Origin of the sequence: Dorea sp. 210702-DFI.3.125 (genome assembly GCF_020560945.1) — a bacterium.
Lineage (GTDB): Bacteria > Bacillota > Clostridia > Lachnospirales > Lachnospiraceae > Dorea > Dorea formicigenerans.
The window spans coordinates 21,022-35,939 of sequence record NZ_JAJCNF010000015.1; the positions used below are offsets into that span (position 1 = coordinate 21,022).

The following is a 14,918-nucleotide window of genomic DNA, read 5'->3' on the forward strand; positions in this document are numbered from 1 at the left end:
CGAAAGAAGGTGACAGAGTGAACGAGAGATTATATAAAAGAAAAATAAGATTGCTTATCTCTATAGTCTTAGTGCTGGTAATGGCGTTTTCTGGTTGTAATGGAAAACAAAAAAAGCAGGAAAGAAAGCGGGAAAATCGTCAGGAAAGCCAGCAGGGAAAAAAGGAAACTGTGAAAGCGGATAACAAAGATCTTTCAAAATCCGAACAGTCACTCCAAAACCTTCAGAAGAATCTAAGGAGAAGCCGCATGCCAATGGCAGCCGCATACCTTGGATATGCAGATGATAACAGTCCATTTCGGGATCAAGTCCGGACGCTGTTGAAGAATGGAAAATATGAAGAACAATATTCTTTTTTGGCAGATGTCCCAAAAGAAAATTACATTTCCTATAACGGGGAAGAAGTATATGCAATTGTTCCGCAAAGTACTCAGTATGCTATGAAGGTTGAGTCTTTTGATTGGGATGAAAATGCAAATGCAATGGTCCGGGATACATTGTACATAAGCCAAAAGGCAGCTCCTGTGATACTTAAGTGTAATCTCAGTGAGCTGAGTTACAATGTTGTCATCACATTGACAAAAGGGACAGAGACATTTTCTTACTCCCCATCATTAAGTCTCATGGATGGGGCATTGTATGCATATAATCTGGATGGGATGGAAATCTATGATTTCACGCTTTATGATAATCTGGAGATACCAGTCTGGAATGAAGGCGGAGAATGCGGAGGATGCGGTGATCCGGAAGGTTATGGTGCCCCTTTAGAGGCTGCAGGAGAAGAACCTGGACTGATCGGGCAATGGCTATCAACAGAATTGAAAAATCAGTCCGGACAGAATATTACATACGGAATGTATTTTGGAGATTATCAATATTTTGAATTCCAGTATGGTCAAATGGGACATGATTTGGAATGTTGGTCGGGAACTTTTGAGGTAACAGACCAGTTCAGAAATGGAGAACTCGTTGTACATTATGTGTTGTACACTCCTGATGGTACACGGGAGGGAGAGTTTTATACAATGGTAAATTATGGAGAAATGCTTGTAACAGAAGGAAGTGGAGATGCAATATTTCCATTTACAGATGCAAGTACAGAATGGTTTTATTCTTATTAAGATGATACTTCGTGTCGGGCAACAGTTAAGGGTACTCTGGAAGACAGGGTATCCTTTCTTAGTGAAAAAAACCAGTCATAAATCCTGTCCATTTACATATATTGAGAGTAAGAGGTGAGAAATCATGAAAGAAGAAGTTATTTTAACCATTTTGCCGCATCAGCTCAGGGAGGTTCTTAAGAGAGAGAATATTGATTTCCAGAGTATTCAGGAAATCAGGCTTCGGGTCGGAAAACCTTTGATTTTGCTGTACAGAGGAAATGAAGTGATTCCTAAGGCAGACGGCAGGCCGTATTACATCACAAAAGATGAAATACGGGAAATGTTAGATTACATCAGTGGATATTCACTGTACTCTTATGAACGTGAGATGAGTCAGGGATATATTACAATTGAAGGAGGGCATAGAGTGGGACTGTCAGGACAGGCTATAATGGAAAACGGAAAGGTGAAAAATTTAAAATACATTTCATCGATCAATGTGAGAATGTCACATGAAATACTTGGATGTGCAGATGGACTATTGCCTTATATTACTTTCCACAGGCGATTATATCATACACTTCTTGTCTCGCCTCCGGGTTGTGGAAAGACGACACTACTTCGGGATCTGATACGACAAATTTCAGAAGGCAATGAGTTTATTAAGGGAATGTCTGTCGGTGTTGTCGATGAACGTTCAGAGATTGCCGGCTGTTACAGAGGTGTGGCACAGAATCATCTGGGAATCCGTACAGATGTACTGGATGGGTGTCCAAAGGCTGAGGGAATGATCATGCTGATTCGTTCGATGCGTCCCGAAGTTATTGCAGTTGATGAAATTGGAGGGAGTGAAGATGTACATGCTATTGAATATGCAATGCATTGCGGCTGCCGTATGATTGCAACAGCTCACGCAGATTCTATGGAGGAACTACAAAAGAAACCAGTATTTGATCGGTTGATACGGGAAAAAAGATTTGAACGTTATGTATTACTTGGAAATGAGCCACAGATAGGAACGATTCAGGAAATTTATGATGAGAGAGGTTCGCTTCTGTATCAGGATCAGGAGGAAAAAACTGCTATATGTTAAAGTTTCTTGGAAGTCTTTTTATAGTAAGTTCTATGACCGGGATTGGAATCTGGAAAGCAGAAGAAGTGAAACACTCCTATCAGGCGTTAGGAAAAATATATCATTTGATTGGAATGATGAAAAATGAATTAAGTTATGCGGGCTCGGAATTTGGAGAAATGTTTGAATGTCTTTCGAAAAAAGTGGATGCACCATATCGAAATTGGCTGCTTGGAATGAAAATACAGATGGAAAGAAGAGATGGAAAGACATTTTCTGAAATATGGGAGGATAATGTCAATGGTTTTTTGAAGGAAAGCGGACTTGGTATGGAAGCTTTAAACCATTTAAAAATGCTGGGCAGAAATCTTGGAGGAGCCGATCGGCAGATGCAGATCTGGTCCATGGAACGTTATTTGAAACAAATAGAATTACAGATGGACGAGATAAGAAAAGATATTCAAATGCGAATGAAAGTGCGAATTTGTCTTGGAGCAAGTGCAGGCATATTGATTACCATATTCTTGATATAACAAAGGAATATTTAGTTGTAAATGAAAAACCATGAGCTGCGAATGTGAATCAGGAGGTAACTATGAGTGTCAATTTAATCTTCAAAATTGCAGCAGTTGGAATTCTTGTGTCTGTTATAAGTCAGGTGCTCAAACACAGTGGGAGAGAGGAACAGGCATTTCTGACAAGCCTTGCAGGCCTGATTCTTGTATTATTTTGGATTGTACCTTACATATATGAACTTTTTGAATCGATTCAAAGATTGTTTACACTGTAAAAGAGCAGTGAGCGCGAAAAGGAAAGGCGGCATCTTACATGAGTATTTTGAAAGTAGGGGTTCTCGCAGTTGCCGGAGTTCTTCTGGCAGTTCAGTTTAAAAATGGGAAAACAGAATATAGCACTTATATAAGTGTTGTATTGGGAATTTTAATTTTTGGCGGAATTTTGGGATATCTGGAAATATTGATCCATGCATTTGATAAGTTGGAAGAGGATTTGGATTTAGATTATGCATATGTCGCAATTTTATTGAAAATGCTTGGAATTACTTATGTGTCGGAACTTGTGTCTGCAATCTGTAAAGATGCAGGATATCAGTCAGTTGCACTTCAGATTGAAATATTTGCAAGGCTTGGGATCATGGTTTTGTGTATTCCGATTCTTATGACACTTCTGGAGGTTGTACGAGGGTTTCTGGGGTAGAGCGTATGTTGATAAGAAAAATATCGGACGTGGAAAAATTCACGAAAAATTCCCGGAGATTTATGTGTCGGAGATTTGTAGGATTAGGGATGCTTTTTTTGTGCTTCTGTATGGAGTTACTTATTGGGAGAAATGTTTATGCATCACAGCTGCAATCAGGTATAAACGATGAATCTGCACTGACTTCAAGTGTTGTCTGGCAGTTTGCAGATCAGTACGACTACGGCGAAATTGATGAGACATTAAAAGAACTTTTTCCCAAGGAAAGGCTGGATTTTAAAGAAATACTTATAGGAGTTCTGTCCGGTGATATTACATTTTCAGCGCAATTATTGAAGCAGCTTGTTAAAGAACAGTTCTCCTATGCATTTGCGAGCAGCAGGCAGAACCTGATACATATTCTCATGCTGGCGATCATGGCGGCAGTATTTACGAATTTTGTCCGGGCATTTGGAAATGGTCAGGCAGCAGACACGGGCTTTTACGTGATGTATTTTCTGATTGTGGCACTTTGTCTGAATTCCTGCCAGATCATCATGGACTGGGTGGAGGCAGGAATCAGCAATCTGATACAGTTCATGACAGTATTTGGTCCTATTTATTTTCCGGCGGTGGCAGTCGCAAAAGGGAGTGTGACTGCAATTTCTTTTTACAGCCTGACGCTTTTTCTTGTATATCTGGTAGAGATGTTTCTGGAGTATGTGGTGCTCCCGGCAATTCATATTTATATTTTAGTAAGTATGCTGAATTATTTGACGAAGGAATCGTATCTGAGCAAACTGGCAGAGTTGATAAAGACTGTACTTGTGTGGATTATGAAGACAATTCTGGCAGGTGTAGTGGGGCTGAATCTGGTGCAGAGCCTTTTAAGTCCTGCTATGGATACAGTCAAGAGAAGTGCGTTGACGAGGGGCACTGAGGCAATACCTGGGATCGGAGATGCGATTGGCGGTGTGACAGAGGTGATTTTTGCTTCGGCAGTGCTTGTGAAAAATGGAATAGGTGTAGTGGGAGCAATTATCTGTTTTGCTCTTTGCCTGATTCCGATTGTACAGATAGGGGCAATCGCACTTCTTTATAAACTGGCGGCAGCTCTGATGCAGCCGGTATCAGATGTCCGGATTATTGGATGTATGGAGACTGTAGGAGAAGGTATGAGGCTTTTGATCCGGGCAGTGTTTACAGTAGGAATGTTGTTCCTTATTACAATTATACTGGTGGCGGCATCTACTGGGACAACATAAAAGCTTTACAGCAAAATGAAACTGTGAAAAGACATAAGACAGAAACAGGAAGGAGAAACAAGTGGTTCAGGAATGTTATGACTGGGTGTGGAAACTGGCTGGATATCTGATTTTTATGACGGCAGTATTACAGCTTGTCCCAGGAGAGAAAGACCGCAAGTACATTCATTTTTTTACAGGACTGGTGCTGATCATTCTGATAGCATCGCCTGTGATAAAATTCTTTACTTCAGATGATCTATTTGTTCAGTTTCAAGATCAGTATGATGCAATGGAGACACAGGTAGAGGAGATGTTAAAGAATACCTCCGGATTGGAATCTGTGATGAAATCTCAGGATAACAGAAACGCAGAAGATGAGCTAAGTGAAAACGTGGAAGGGGGAGAGCCCGGTGGAATCCAGGTGGAGGAAATCCGAATCGGACACGGCAGTGAAAATCCGTAAGGTGTTTGAACATTTAAAGCATGGAAAGGTAAAAAAAGATCAGCTTCTTATCGTGTTTTTGGTGGGAATTCTTTTACTCGTGATTTCAATTCCTGCCGGAACTAAGAAAGACAGCAATACTGGAACTAAGAAAACACTGGCCAATTCGTCAAAAAGCAGTGTCGGAACGACAAAGCAGAGTGAGTATACAGCTTATATGGAAGAACGACTGGAACGGATTCTCTCCCAGATTGACGGGGCGGGACAGGTGCAGGTGATGATTACCTGGAAGTCTGATGGTGAAAAGGTGGTTGAAAAGGACAGAAAGTCCAATGAGGAAAATGTGTCCGAGCAGGACAGTCAGGGAGGCAGCAGGACAACGAGCAGCCATGATACACAGGAGACGACAGTCTATAATAGTGGAAGCAGCACTTCCGGTGTACAGGAGCCTTATGTCAGCAAGGAGCTTTCCCCTCAAGCACAAGGTGTGATTGTGATTGCGCCGGGCGGAGACGATGCAGTAGTCGTAAAAAATATTACTGAAGCTGTGCAGGCATTATTTGAGATAGACACGCATAAGATTAGAATAATGAAAGGCGGGAGGGTGAAGTAAGTGAAGCGAATCTTAAAAAAGAATCAATTGATCATTGCGGCTCTTGCAGTGATGATCGCAGCAGCAGGATATCTGAATTATTCCGGAAGATTATTACCGGGATCTCAGAATACGAAGGAGGCAGGCAGTGACCTTGCGAATAAAGAACTTCTGGATATTTCTGATGAAGATGTTGCCAGTGCTTCCGGGGATATCAAAAGCCAGGACGGCGATGAAGGCGAAGTAGATGGCAATCCAGGCGAAGCGGTCTTAACTTCAGGGGATGCTCAGGCAGTGGCTGCACAGGCGAAGGTCACAAGAGAACAGGTGCGTGCCAAGAACAAGGAGACGCTTCAGAGCATCATTGACAGTGACTCTTTAAGTGATGCCCAGAAGCAGGACGCTGTGGCGCAGATGGTAGCCATGACAGAGATTGCAGAAAAAGAAACGGCAGCAGAGACAATGCTGGCGTCAAAAGGCTTTCTTGATTCTGTAGTCAGTATTTCAGAGGACTCTGCAGACGTTGTTGTCAATGCATCAGAACTGACGGAAGCAAACCGGGCTCAGATTGAAGACATTGTAACAAGGAAAACAGGCGTGGCAGCGCAGAATATTGTAATCACTCCAGTATATGCAGAAGGAAAATAATCGATTTACGCAGACTTGTTACTTTGCGATAAGGCGGCTATCTACAGCCGCCAAATTTTCGTTGAGGAAAATGTCTCCTTATGCTATAATGTATGTCGCTGATTGAAACATGAGATAAGTCCACATTTGTTCATAACTTTAATAAATGTAAAAAATATGATGTAGATATGAAGTGTGAAGATGGGACAGTTTAGATAGGAGAATTCAAATATATGTCAAAGATAAAGGACGATGTTAAGAAACAGATTGAGAAAAGACGAACATTTGCGATCATTTCCCATCCGGATGCCGGTAAGACGACTCTGACTGAGAAGTTTCTGCTATATGGAGGAGCAATCAATCAGGCGGGAAGTGTAAAGGGAAAAGCAACATCAAAACATGCAGTTTCTGACTGGATGGAAATTGAGAAAGAAAGAGGTATTTCAGTTACTTCTTCTGTATTGCAGTTCAATTATGGAGGATATTGTATCAACATTCTGGACACACCGGGACATCAGGACTTCTCAGAGGATACATACCGTACTCTGATGGCAGCAGATTCTGCGGTCATGGTCATTGATGCATCCAAGGGTGTTGAGGCACAGACAAGAAAGCTGTTCAAAGTATGTACGATGCGCCATATTCCGATTTTTACATTTATCAATAAGATGGACCGTGAGGCGATGGATACATTTGAACTATTAGATGATATTGAAAATGAACTGGGAATCGCGACCTGCCCGGTCAACTGGCCAATCGGCTCCGGTAAGGAGTTCCGCGGTGTCTATGACCGTGCTACAAAGAGTGTGGAATTATTCTCAGATACAAGAAAGGGTACGACACAGGGAGAAGTGCAGATTGTGCCGATCGATGATCCTTCCCTGAATGGACTCATCAGTGAAGAGCAGAAAGCAAAGCTGGAGGAAGAGATTGAACTTCAGGATGGAGCCGGAGCAGAACTGGATCAGGAGATGGTAAGTAAAGGAGAACTTTCACCGGTATTCTTCGGATCTGCTCTGACGAACTTTGGAGTAGAGACATTCTTGAAGCATTTCCTTAAGATGACTACATCACCGCTTCCAAGAAAGTCTGATAAAGGTGAGATTGACCCGATGGAAGAAGGCGATTTTTCTGCATTTGTATTTAAGATTCAGGCAAATATGAATAAAGCACACCGTGACCGTATCGCATTTATGCGTATCTGTTCCGGAGAATTCGAGGCAGGTATGGATGTATTCCATATGCAGGGAGGCAAGAAGGTACGACTTTCCCAGCCACAGCAGATGATGGCCAGTGAGCGCCACATGGTGGATAAAGCTTACGGTGGAGATATTATCGGTGTCTTTGATCCGGGGATTTTCTCAATCGGAGATACATTGACAACCTCCTCTGACAAGTTCAGTTATGAAGGAATCCCGACTTTTGCACCGGAACATTTTGCAAGAGTGCGTCAGGTCGATACGATGAAACGTAAACAGTTCATCAAAGGAATTAATCAGATTGCGCAGGAGGGTGCGATCCAGATATTCCAGGAGTTTAATACAGGTATGGAAGAGATCATTGTAGGAGTTGTAGGAGTTTTGCAGTTTGATGTTTTAAAATATCGTCTGGAGAATGAATATAACGTAGATATCAGACTGGAGAATCTGCCATATGAGTATATCCGCTGGATTGATAATCCGCAGGACTTCGATCTTGCAAAACTTTCAGGTACTTCTGATATGAAGAAAGTGAAGGATTTAAAAGACCGTCCGCTTCTTCTTTTTGTCAATGAGTGGAGTATCCGCATGACCCAGGAGCGTAACGATGGACTGGTTCTGACTGAATTTGCCCGATAAGGTTTGTAAATATTTACCGTGAACCTTTGCAAATGTATGCGAATGTGGTAAAATGCTTAAAAAGGACGTATAGAAAAACCGAAAGGATTGGTAGATATGAGTAAAGAAGAAAAGAAAACTTATACAATAAAGTCAGATGAGAATCTGGGCGAAGTAAAGATTGCCGATGAAGTTGTAGCAATTATCGCAGGACTTGCAGCTATGGAAGTAGAAGGTGTTTCTTCTATGGCAGGGAATGCGACAAGAGAGCTGATCGCAAAGCTTGGAATGAAATCTTTATCCAAGGGTGTAAAAGTAGATGTCCTGGACGGCATCGTGACTGTGACACTGGCTCTTAATATGAGCTATGGATACAGTATTAAAGATATTACAGCAAAAGTGCAGGAGAAGGTAAAAGCTGCAATTGAAAATATGACAGGACTTGAGGTTGCGGACGTGAATATCCGTGTAGCCGGAGTTGATGTGCCGGAGGAAGCATAAGTGAAGAGAACAGAGATGAGGGAACACATTTTCAGAATGGTGTTCAGTTATGAATTTAACAGTGATCAGGAGATGCCGCAACAGATGCAGCTTTATTTTGAACAGCTTGACCAGGAACCAAAAGAGGAAGACATGGCATATATCAGAGACAAGGCTCTGAACGTCATCTTGAAATCTGAAGAGATTGATGAGATGCTCAATGAACATGTGACAGGCTGGAAGACAAGCCGCATGAACAAGGTGGATCTAAGTATCTTAAGACTTGCGGTCTATGAGATGAAATATGACGAGGACGTACCGGTAGGAGTTGCAATCAACGAAGCGGTAGAGCTCGCAAAAAAATACAGTGGTGATGAAGGCCCGGCATTTATCAATGGTGTGCTGGCCCGGCTGTCATAAATAACAGACTGATATACGCCTGACGGGGGATTGAGTAGAACATTACATGTTGCCCCGCGGGCGAATCTTGAATATAGAGGTGTGTAATGACACGGAATGTATATACGGTAGGCCAGGTAAATGCTTACATCAAGAACATGTTTACACAGGATTACATGTTGAACCGTATCTATGTGAAGGGCGAGGTATCTAATTGTAAATACCATACTTCAGGACATATATATTTTTCACTGAAAGATGAGTCTGGAACGATTGCCTGCGTAATGTTTGCCGGGCAGCGCGGCGGGCTCTCTTTTCGTATGTGTGAGGGACAGCAGATCGTAGTGTTCGGGCAGGTCAATGTCTATGAAAGAGGAGGTTCTTATCAGTTATATGCAAGAGAGATCCGTTTGGACGGAGAAGGTGTTCTTTATGAGCGTTTTCAGGCTCTTAAGCGTGAGTTGGAAGAGATGGGAATGTTTGCTTCGGAATATAAGATGCCGATTCCTGCATATGCACGAAGAATCGGTGTTGTGACAGCACCGACCGGAGCTGCGATCCGGGATATTATGAACATTTCCAGACGAAGGAATCCTTTTGTACAACTTATTTTGTACCCGGCACTTGTGCAAGGAGAAGGCGCGAAAGAGAGCATTGTAAAAGGTATACGTATGTTGGATCAGGATGACATAGATGTGATCATTGTCGGACGAGGCGGCGGATCCATTGAAGATTTGTGGGCGTTCAACGAAGAAGAAGTTGCAAGAGCAATTTTTTATTGCCGGACACCGGTGATTTCTGCGGTAGGGCATGAGACGGATACGACTATTGCAGATTATGTGGCAGATCTTCGAGCACCGACTCCTTCTGCAGCAGCAGAACTGGCAGTGTATGATTACTGGAAGACACAGGAACAGGTGGATGTAAGAAGAAGTCAGTTACAGGGCTATCTGCGAAGAAAAATGGAGGTATCTAGACTTCGAATCGAGAAGTATGAGACGAAGTTAAAGTATCTGCACCCTGAGCATAAGCTTCAAGAAGATAGGCAGAGACTGGCGGATACAGAAGAAAAGCTGCATATGTTGCTGCATCGCAAAGTAGAGCAGTATAGACACCGGTTTGCAGTTTATATGGAACAGATGAAAGGATTATCCCCACTTCAGAAACTGAATCAGGGATATGCATATATTGAAGATGTGGACAAAAAAGCAGTCCGAAGTATCGAACAGGTCAGATGTGGTGATCATCTGTCGGCATATGTGACAGATGGATCCATTCAGATGATAGTAGAGAGTGTAAAGGAGGAGCGCCATGGCTAAGGAAGAAAAAACACTGGATGAGATGTTTCAGGAACTGGATAAACTGATCCAGGCTATGGAGGAGCCGGAAGTATCTCTGGAAGATTCTTTTCAGATGTATCATCAAGGCATTGATATGTTAAAGGCATGCAATGACAAGATGGATAAAATCGAAAAGCAGATGCTTGTATTGGATAGTGAAGGAGAGACACATGAGTTTGAATCTTGATTTTAAAGTACAAAAAGAGCAGAAAGTCAGGGAGATTGAAGATTCTCTGCAGAATTACCTGCCAAAGCAAAAGGGATACCAGAAAATTATTATGGAAGCTATGGGATATAGTCTTCTGGCCGGAGGAAAGAGGCTTCGTCCGATGTTGATGAAGGAGACTTATACTTTGTTCGGCGGTCACTCAAAAGTAATTGAGCCATTTATGGCAGCGATTGAGATGGTTCATACATATTCTCTTGTACATGATGACCTTCCGGCAATGGATAATGATGAATATCGAAGAGGGCGTAAGACGACGCATGTTGTATACGGAGAAGACATGGCGATTCTGGCGGGAGACGCTTTGTTGAATTACGCATTTGAGACAGCAGTCAAAGCATTTGTTCTGGAACCGGAAGATAGTCTGACAATCGGAAATGCAATCCGCGTACTTGGTGAGAAAGCCGGAATTTACGGAATGCTTGGAGGTCAGGTCATCGATGTAAAAGAGACCGGGCATGCTGTTTCAAAAGATGTGTTAGATACGATCTACGAATTAAAGACCGGAGCACTTATCGAAGCTGCTATGATGATCGGAGCAATTCTTGGTGGAGCAAGCCAGGAAGAGGTAAAGACGGTAGAGCGTATTGCAAGCCTTGTTGGACTGGCATTCCAGGTGCAAGATGATATTCTCGATGTGACAAGCACTCAGGAAGAACTTGGCAAACCGATACATAGTGATGAAAAGAATGAGAAGACTACTTATGTAACATTACTTGGCATTGACGATGCAAAGAAAGTGGTCGAAGAAAAATCGGAAGAGGCGATCAGCCTGCTTCGGACACTTCCGAATGAGAATCCATATCTGGAAGAATTGCTTATGGAGCTGATTCACAGGAAAAAATAGAGGGGGACCAGTATGCTGGAACGAATACAAAAGGAAAATGACATAAAAAAACTAAACAGTGAGGAATTGGAGTGTCTTGCAGGAGAGATCCGTGAATTCCTTGTAGAGAAGGTCAGTAAGACAGGAGGACATCTGGCTTCCAATCTTGGCGTTGTAGAGCTTACGATGGCATTGCATCTGATCTGTGATCTGCCAAAGGATAAGATTATCTGGGACGTTGGACACCAGTCCTATACACATAAATTACTAACCGGACGAAAAGAAGGATTTGAAGATTTAAGAAGTTACGGCGGTATGAGCGGATTCCCGAAGAGAAAAGAAAGCCAGTGTGATGCATTTGATACAGGACACAGCTCTACTTCGATTTCTGCAGGACTTGGTTATGTGAGAGCAAGAGATTTAAAACATGAAGATTATACCGTTATCTCTGTGATCGGCGATGGTTCTCTGACCGGAGGTATGGCATATGAGGCGCTGAACAATGCATCGAATCTGAAGACGAATTTTATTGTGGTACTCAATGACAATCATATGTCCATTTCAGAAAATGTAGGCGGAATGTCCAGATATCTGGCAAATCTCCGGACGGCAGATATCTATACCGGACTGAAAAAAGGTGTGACAAATGCTTTGCAGCAGGTGCCGGTCATGGGAGACCGTATGATTGAGCATATCCGGAAGACGAAGAGCAGTATCAAGCAGCTTGTGGTACCAGGCATGTTCTTTGAGGACATGGGAATTACTTATCTGGGACCGATTCCGGGACACAATTTACCAATGCTCTGCAAAGCTCTTAAGGAAGCGAAGAAAGTGGAAGGTCCGGTACTCCTTCATGTTATGACAACAAAAGGAAAGGGCTATGAACCTGCAGAGACAGCACCGGATAAATTTCACGGGATCGGACCTTTTGACATAGAAAGCGGTAAGGTACTTGCAAAAAAAGACGGAGATACTTATACAGATGTGTTTGGTAAAGTGCTTTGTGACGAGGCATCCAGAAATCCAGATATTGTGGCAATCACAGCTGCCATGGCAGATGGAACCGGACTTGCCAGATTTAAGAAGCATTATCCGAATCGTTTTTTTGATGTTGGAATTGCGGAAGAACACGGTGTAACATTTGCTGCGGGACTGGCAGCAGGAGGATTAAAGCCTGTATTTGCAGTTTACTCTTCATTTTTGCAGAGAGGATATGATCAGTTAATCCACGATGTGGCACTGCAGAATCTGCCGGTGGTATTCGGGGTAGATCGTGCGGGTCTTGTCGGAAGCGATGGAGAGACTCATCAGGGAATATTTGATCTGTCATTTTTATCCAATATTCCCAATATGACCGTTATGTCACCGAAGAATAAATGGGAATTAGCCGATATGTTACGGTTTGCGCTTCAGATGAATTCGCCAGTGGCAATCCGCTATCCGAGAGGAAAGGCTTACGACGGATATGAAGGATGCCGGGAAAGGATCAGTTACGGAAAGAGCGAATGGATCTTTGAAGGAAAAGAAATTGCAATTTTAAGCGTCGGTCATATGTTCGAGGAGGCTGTGAAGACAAGAGATAAACTGATCGAACAAGGATATGAGCCGACACTTATCAATATGCGTTTCATTAAACCAATCGATGAAGCAATGATAGAAAAAGTCTGTCAGACACACAAACTGATTGCAGTGATTGAAGAAAATGTCCAGACCGGAGCATGCGGAGAGCGTGTATCAGAATACGTGATGCGAAAAATGCTTCCGTCACACGTCCTGACACTGGCACTCCCGGATGATTACATTGAACATGGAAGTGTTGATGTGCTCCGTAAGATGACAGGAATTGACAGTGAGAGTATGTCTGAAAAAATTATAGAGACGTATAAGGAGTTATAGAAGATGAAAGAACGTTTGGATGTGTTGCTGGTGAAGAGAAATCTTGCCGCGTCCAGAGAAAAAGCAAAAGCCATTATCATGTCTGGAAATGTTTATGTGGACAACCAGAAAGAAGATAAACCAGGAACAACATTCCCAGAAGAATCTAAGATTGAAGTGCGTGGCCATACACTGCCTTATGTCAGCCGCGGCGGACTTAAGTTAGAAAAAGCAATGAAAGAATTTCAGGTATCTGTAGAAGGAAAAGTCTGCACAGATGTAGGTTCTTCTACAGGTGGATTTACAGATTGTATGTTGCAAAATGGCGCGGTCAAGGTGTTTGCCATTGATGTAGGTCATGGACAATTAGACTGGAAACTTCGCCAGGACGAACGTGTAGTTTGCATGGAGAAGACGAATATCCGTTATGTGACACCGGAAGATATCGGTGAGCCGGTTGATTTTTCATCAATTGATGTATCCTTTATTTCCCTGACAAAAGTGCTGATGCCGATTCGTGATTATTTGACAGACAAAGGACAGATTGTAGCACTGATTAAACCACAGTTTGAAGCGGGAAGAGAGAAAGTCGGTAAAAAAGGAGTTGTGCGCGAAAAGAGTACACATATTGAGGTTGTGACCATGATCTTGGACTATGCGTCTACCCATGGATTTCATGTGCTGGATCTTACATTTTCACCAATCAAAGGACCGGAAGGAAATATTGAATATCTTGTCCAGTTAGAAAAATGTGAAGAGCCGGGCGATATAAATGAAAAAATTCAGATTGAAAAAATTGTAGATGAGGCATTTGGAAACCTCGCAAAAAAGGAATAAAGATATGGCAGAGAGAGTGTTGATTGTAACAAATGATGGCAAAGATGCAGACTATGCAATAACGAATCAGGTCAAAGAGTATCTGACACAGGCAGGAAAGATATGTCTGCAGTGTCCAAAAGATGAGAATAATGCCATTGTTTCCGAGCAGATACCACCGGATCTTGATTATGCGATCGTTATTGGGGGTGACGGAAGTTTTATTGAGGTGGCGCGTGCTCTGCGTGGCAGAGATGTCCCGATTCTGGGAGTCAATATGGGAACATTAGGATATCTGACAGAAGTAGAGTTAACGAATATTGAGGGAGCTCTGGAACGTGTTGTGAAAGGCAGATATACGGTAGAAAAACGAATGATGTTAGAAGGCAGTTTTGACGGAGAGCGAATGGATCTGGCTTTGAATGATATTGTAGTTGCAAGAAAAGGGGCTATTCGAGTCATTCATTTCCGACTTTTTGTAAATGGAGAATTGTTGAACTCCTATGAAGCAGATGGAGTGATCATATCTACCCCGACAGGATCTACGGCGTATAACCTTGCAGCGGGAGGTCCGATCGTAGAGCCGACGGCATCCATGATCGTGATCACACCAATCTGTCCGCATGCGTTAAATACAAGCAGTATTGTATTGTCAGCAGAAGATGAGATCGTGATACAGATCGGAGAAGGAAAACATGGAATCCCAGATGAGGCATACGTGGCATTTGACGGTGTGGATGAAGTGGAGCTGACTTCCGGTGATATGGTAGAGATCCGCAAGGCAGAAGCCCAGACAAGAATTATAAAATTGAACCAGGATAGTTTTCTGGAAACGCTTCGAAGGAAGATGAAAGGAAATTAG

General features: G+C 42.6%; 18 protein-coding genes. All 18 read left to right on the plus strand.

What is annotated here, in order from left to right:
- Positions 1-17: 17 nt before the first annotated feature.
- The 18 genes from LI164_RS08655 (at position 18) to LI164_RS08740 (ending at position 14,918) form a co-directional block, all read left to right on the plus strand.
- A complete protein-coding gene (locus LI164_RS08655) occupies positions 18-1,121 on the plus strand; it encodes a hypothetical protein (RefSeq protein WP_040015208.1) in 1,104 nt (367 codons plus the stop codon).
- A 124-nt stretch (positions 1,122-1,245) separates the two neighbouring features.
- Positions 1,246-2,196, plus strand: a complete 951-nt coding sequence (gene spoIIIAA, locus LI164_RS08660) for a stage III sporulation protein AA (RefSeq protein ID WP_005330216.1) — start codon at positions 1,246-1,248, stop codon at positions 2,194-2,196.
- Positions 2,190-2,708 (plus strand): stage III sporulation protein AB, encoded by a 519-nt coding sequence (locus LI164_RS08665; RefSeq protein ID WP_117656872.1) that lies wholly within the window; start codon positions 2,190-2,192, stop codon positions 2,706-2,708. The genes spoIIIAA and LI164_RS08665 overlap by 7 nt, the downstream gene beginning before the upstream one ends.
- Before the next feature lie 62 nt (positions 2,709-2,770).
- Positions 2,771-2,965, plus strand: a complete 195-nt coding sequence (spoIIIAC, locus tag LI164_RS08670; protein WP_005336645.1) for a stage III sporulation protein AC — start codon at positions 2,771-2,773, stop codon at positions 2,963-2,965.
- A gap of 38 nt (positions 2,966-3,003) precedes the next feature.
- A complete protein-coding gene (locus LI164_RS08675) occupies positions 3,004-3,390 on the plus strand; it encodes a SpoIIIAC/SpoIIIAD family protein (protein WP_005336643.1) in 387 nt (128 codons plus the stop codon).
- Positions 3,391-3,500: 110 nt separating this feature from the next.
- On the plus strand, positions 3,501-4,634 hold the full coding sequence (locus LI164_RS08680; RefSeq protein WP_227087006.1) for a stage III sporulation protein AE: 1,134 nt from the start codon (positions 3,501-3,503) through the stop codon (positions 4,632-4,634).
- 61 nt (positions 4,635-4,695) lie between these two features.
- Positions 4,696-5,079: a stage III sporulation protein AF gene (locus LI164_RS08685; RefSeq protein ID WP_005330230.1), complete on the plus strand. Its 384-nt coding sequence runs from the start codon at positions 4,696-4,698 to the stop codon at positions 5,077-5,079.
- A complete protein-coding gene (locus LI164_RS08690; protein WP_081445637.1) occupies positions 5,027-5,671 on the plus strand; it encodes a stage III sporulation protein AG in 645 nt (214 codons plus the stop codon). The genes LI164_RS08685 and LI164_RS08690 overlap by 53 nt, the downstream gene beginning before the upstream one ends.
- Positions 5,672-6,298: a SpoIIIAH-like family protein gene (locus LI164_RS08695; protein ID WP_005330233.1), complete on the plus strand. Its 627-nt coding sequence runs from the start codon at positions 5,672-5,674 to the stop codon at positions 6,296-6,298.
- A 212-nt stretch (positions 6,299-6,510) separates the two neighbouring features.
- Positions 6,511-8,115 (plus strand): peptide chain release factor 3, encoded by a 1,605-nt coding sequence (locus LI164_RS08700; protein WP_005330235.1) that lies wholly within the window; start codon positions 6,511-6,513, stop codon positions 8,113-8,115.
- A gap of 96 nt (positions 8,116-8,211) precedes the next feature.
- Positions 8,212-8,595 (plus strand): Asp23/Gls24 family envelope stress response protein, encoded by a 384-nt coding sequence (locus LI164_RS08705; protein ID WP_005330237.1) that lies wholly within the window; start codon positions 8,212-8,214, stop codon positions 8,593-8,595.
- Positions 8,596-8,994: a transcription antitermination factor NusB gene (gene nusB / locus LI164_RS08710; protein ID WP_005330241.1), complete on the plus strand. Its 399-nt coding sequence runs from the start codon at positions 8,596-8,598 to the stop codon at positions 8,992-8,994.
- 86 nt (positions 8,995-9,080) lie between these two features.
- Positions 9,081-10,292, plus strand: coding sequence for an exodeoxyribonuclease VII large subunit (gene xseA, locus LI164_RS08715; RefSeq protein WP_117606097.1), 1,212 nt, complete (start codon positions 9,081-9,083; stop codon positions 10,290-10,292).
- The gene (gene xseB, locus LI164_RS08720; RefSeq protein WP_005330243.1) at positions 10,285-10,500 is read left to right on the plus strand and encodes an exodeoxyribonuclease VII small subunit; all 216 of its coding nucleotides are present in this window, start codon (positions 10,285-10,287) and stop codon (positions 10,498-10,500) included. The genes xseA and xseB overlap by 8 nt, the downstream gene beginning before the upstream one ends.
- Entirely contained in the window at positions 10,484-11,386 is a 903-nt protein-coding gene (locus LI164_RS08725) for a polyprenyl synthetase family protein (RefSeq protein ID WP_117494199.1), read from the plus strand. The genes xseB and LI164_RS08725 overlap by 17 nt, the downstream gene beginning before the upstream one ends.
- Positions 11,387-11,398: 12 nt before the next feature.
- Complete coding sequence (dxs, locus tag LI164_RS08730) at positions 11,399-13,261, plus strand: 1-deoxy-D-xylulose-5-phosphate synthase (protein WP_005330245.1); 1,863 nt, start codon at positions 11,399-11,401, stop codon at positions 13,259-13,261.
- 3 nt (positions 13,262-13,264) lie between these two features.
- Positions 13,265-14,077, plus strand: a complete 813-nt coding sequence (locus tag LI164_RS08735; protein ID WP_005330246.1) for a TlyA family RNA methyltransferase — start codon at positions 13,265-13,267, stop codon at positions 14,075-14,077.
- A 4-nt stretch (positions 14,078-14,081) separates the two neighbouring features.
- Positions 14,082-14,918 carry an NAD(+)/NADH kinase gene (locus LI164_RS08740; protein ID WP_117606099.1) on the plus strand — a complete coding sequence of 279 codons (837 nt, stop codon included), beginning with the start codon at positions 14,082-14,084 and terminating at the stop codon, positions 14,916-14,918.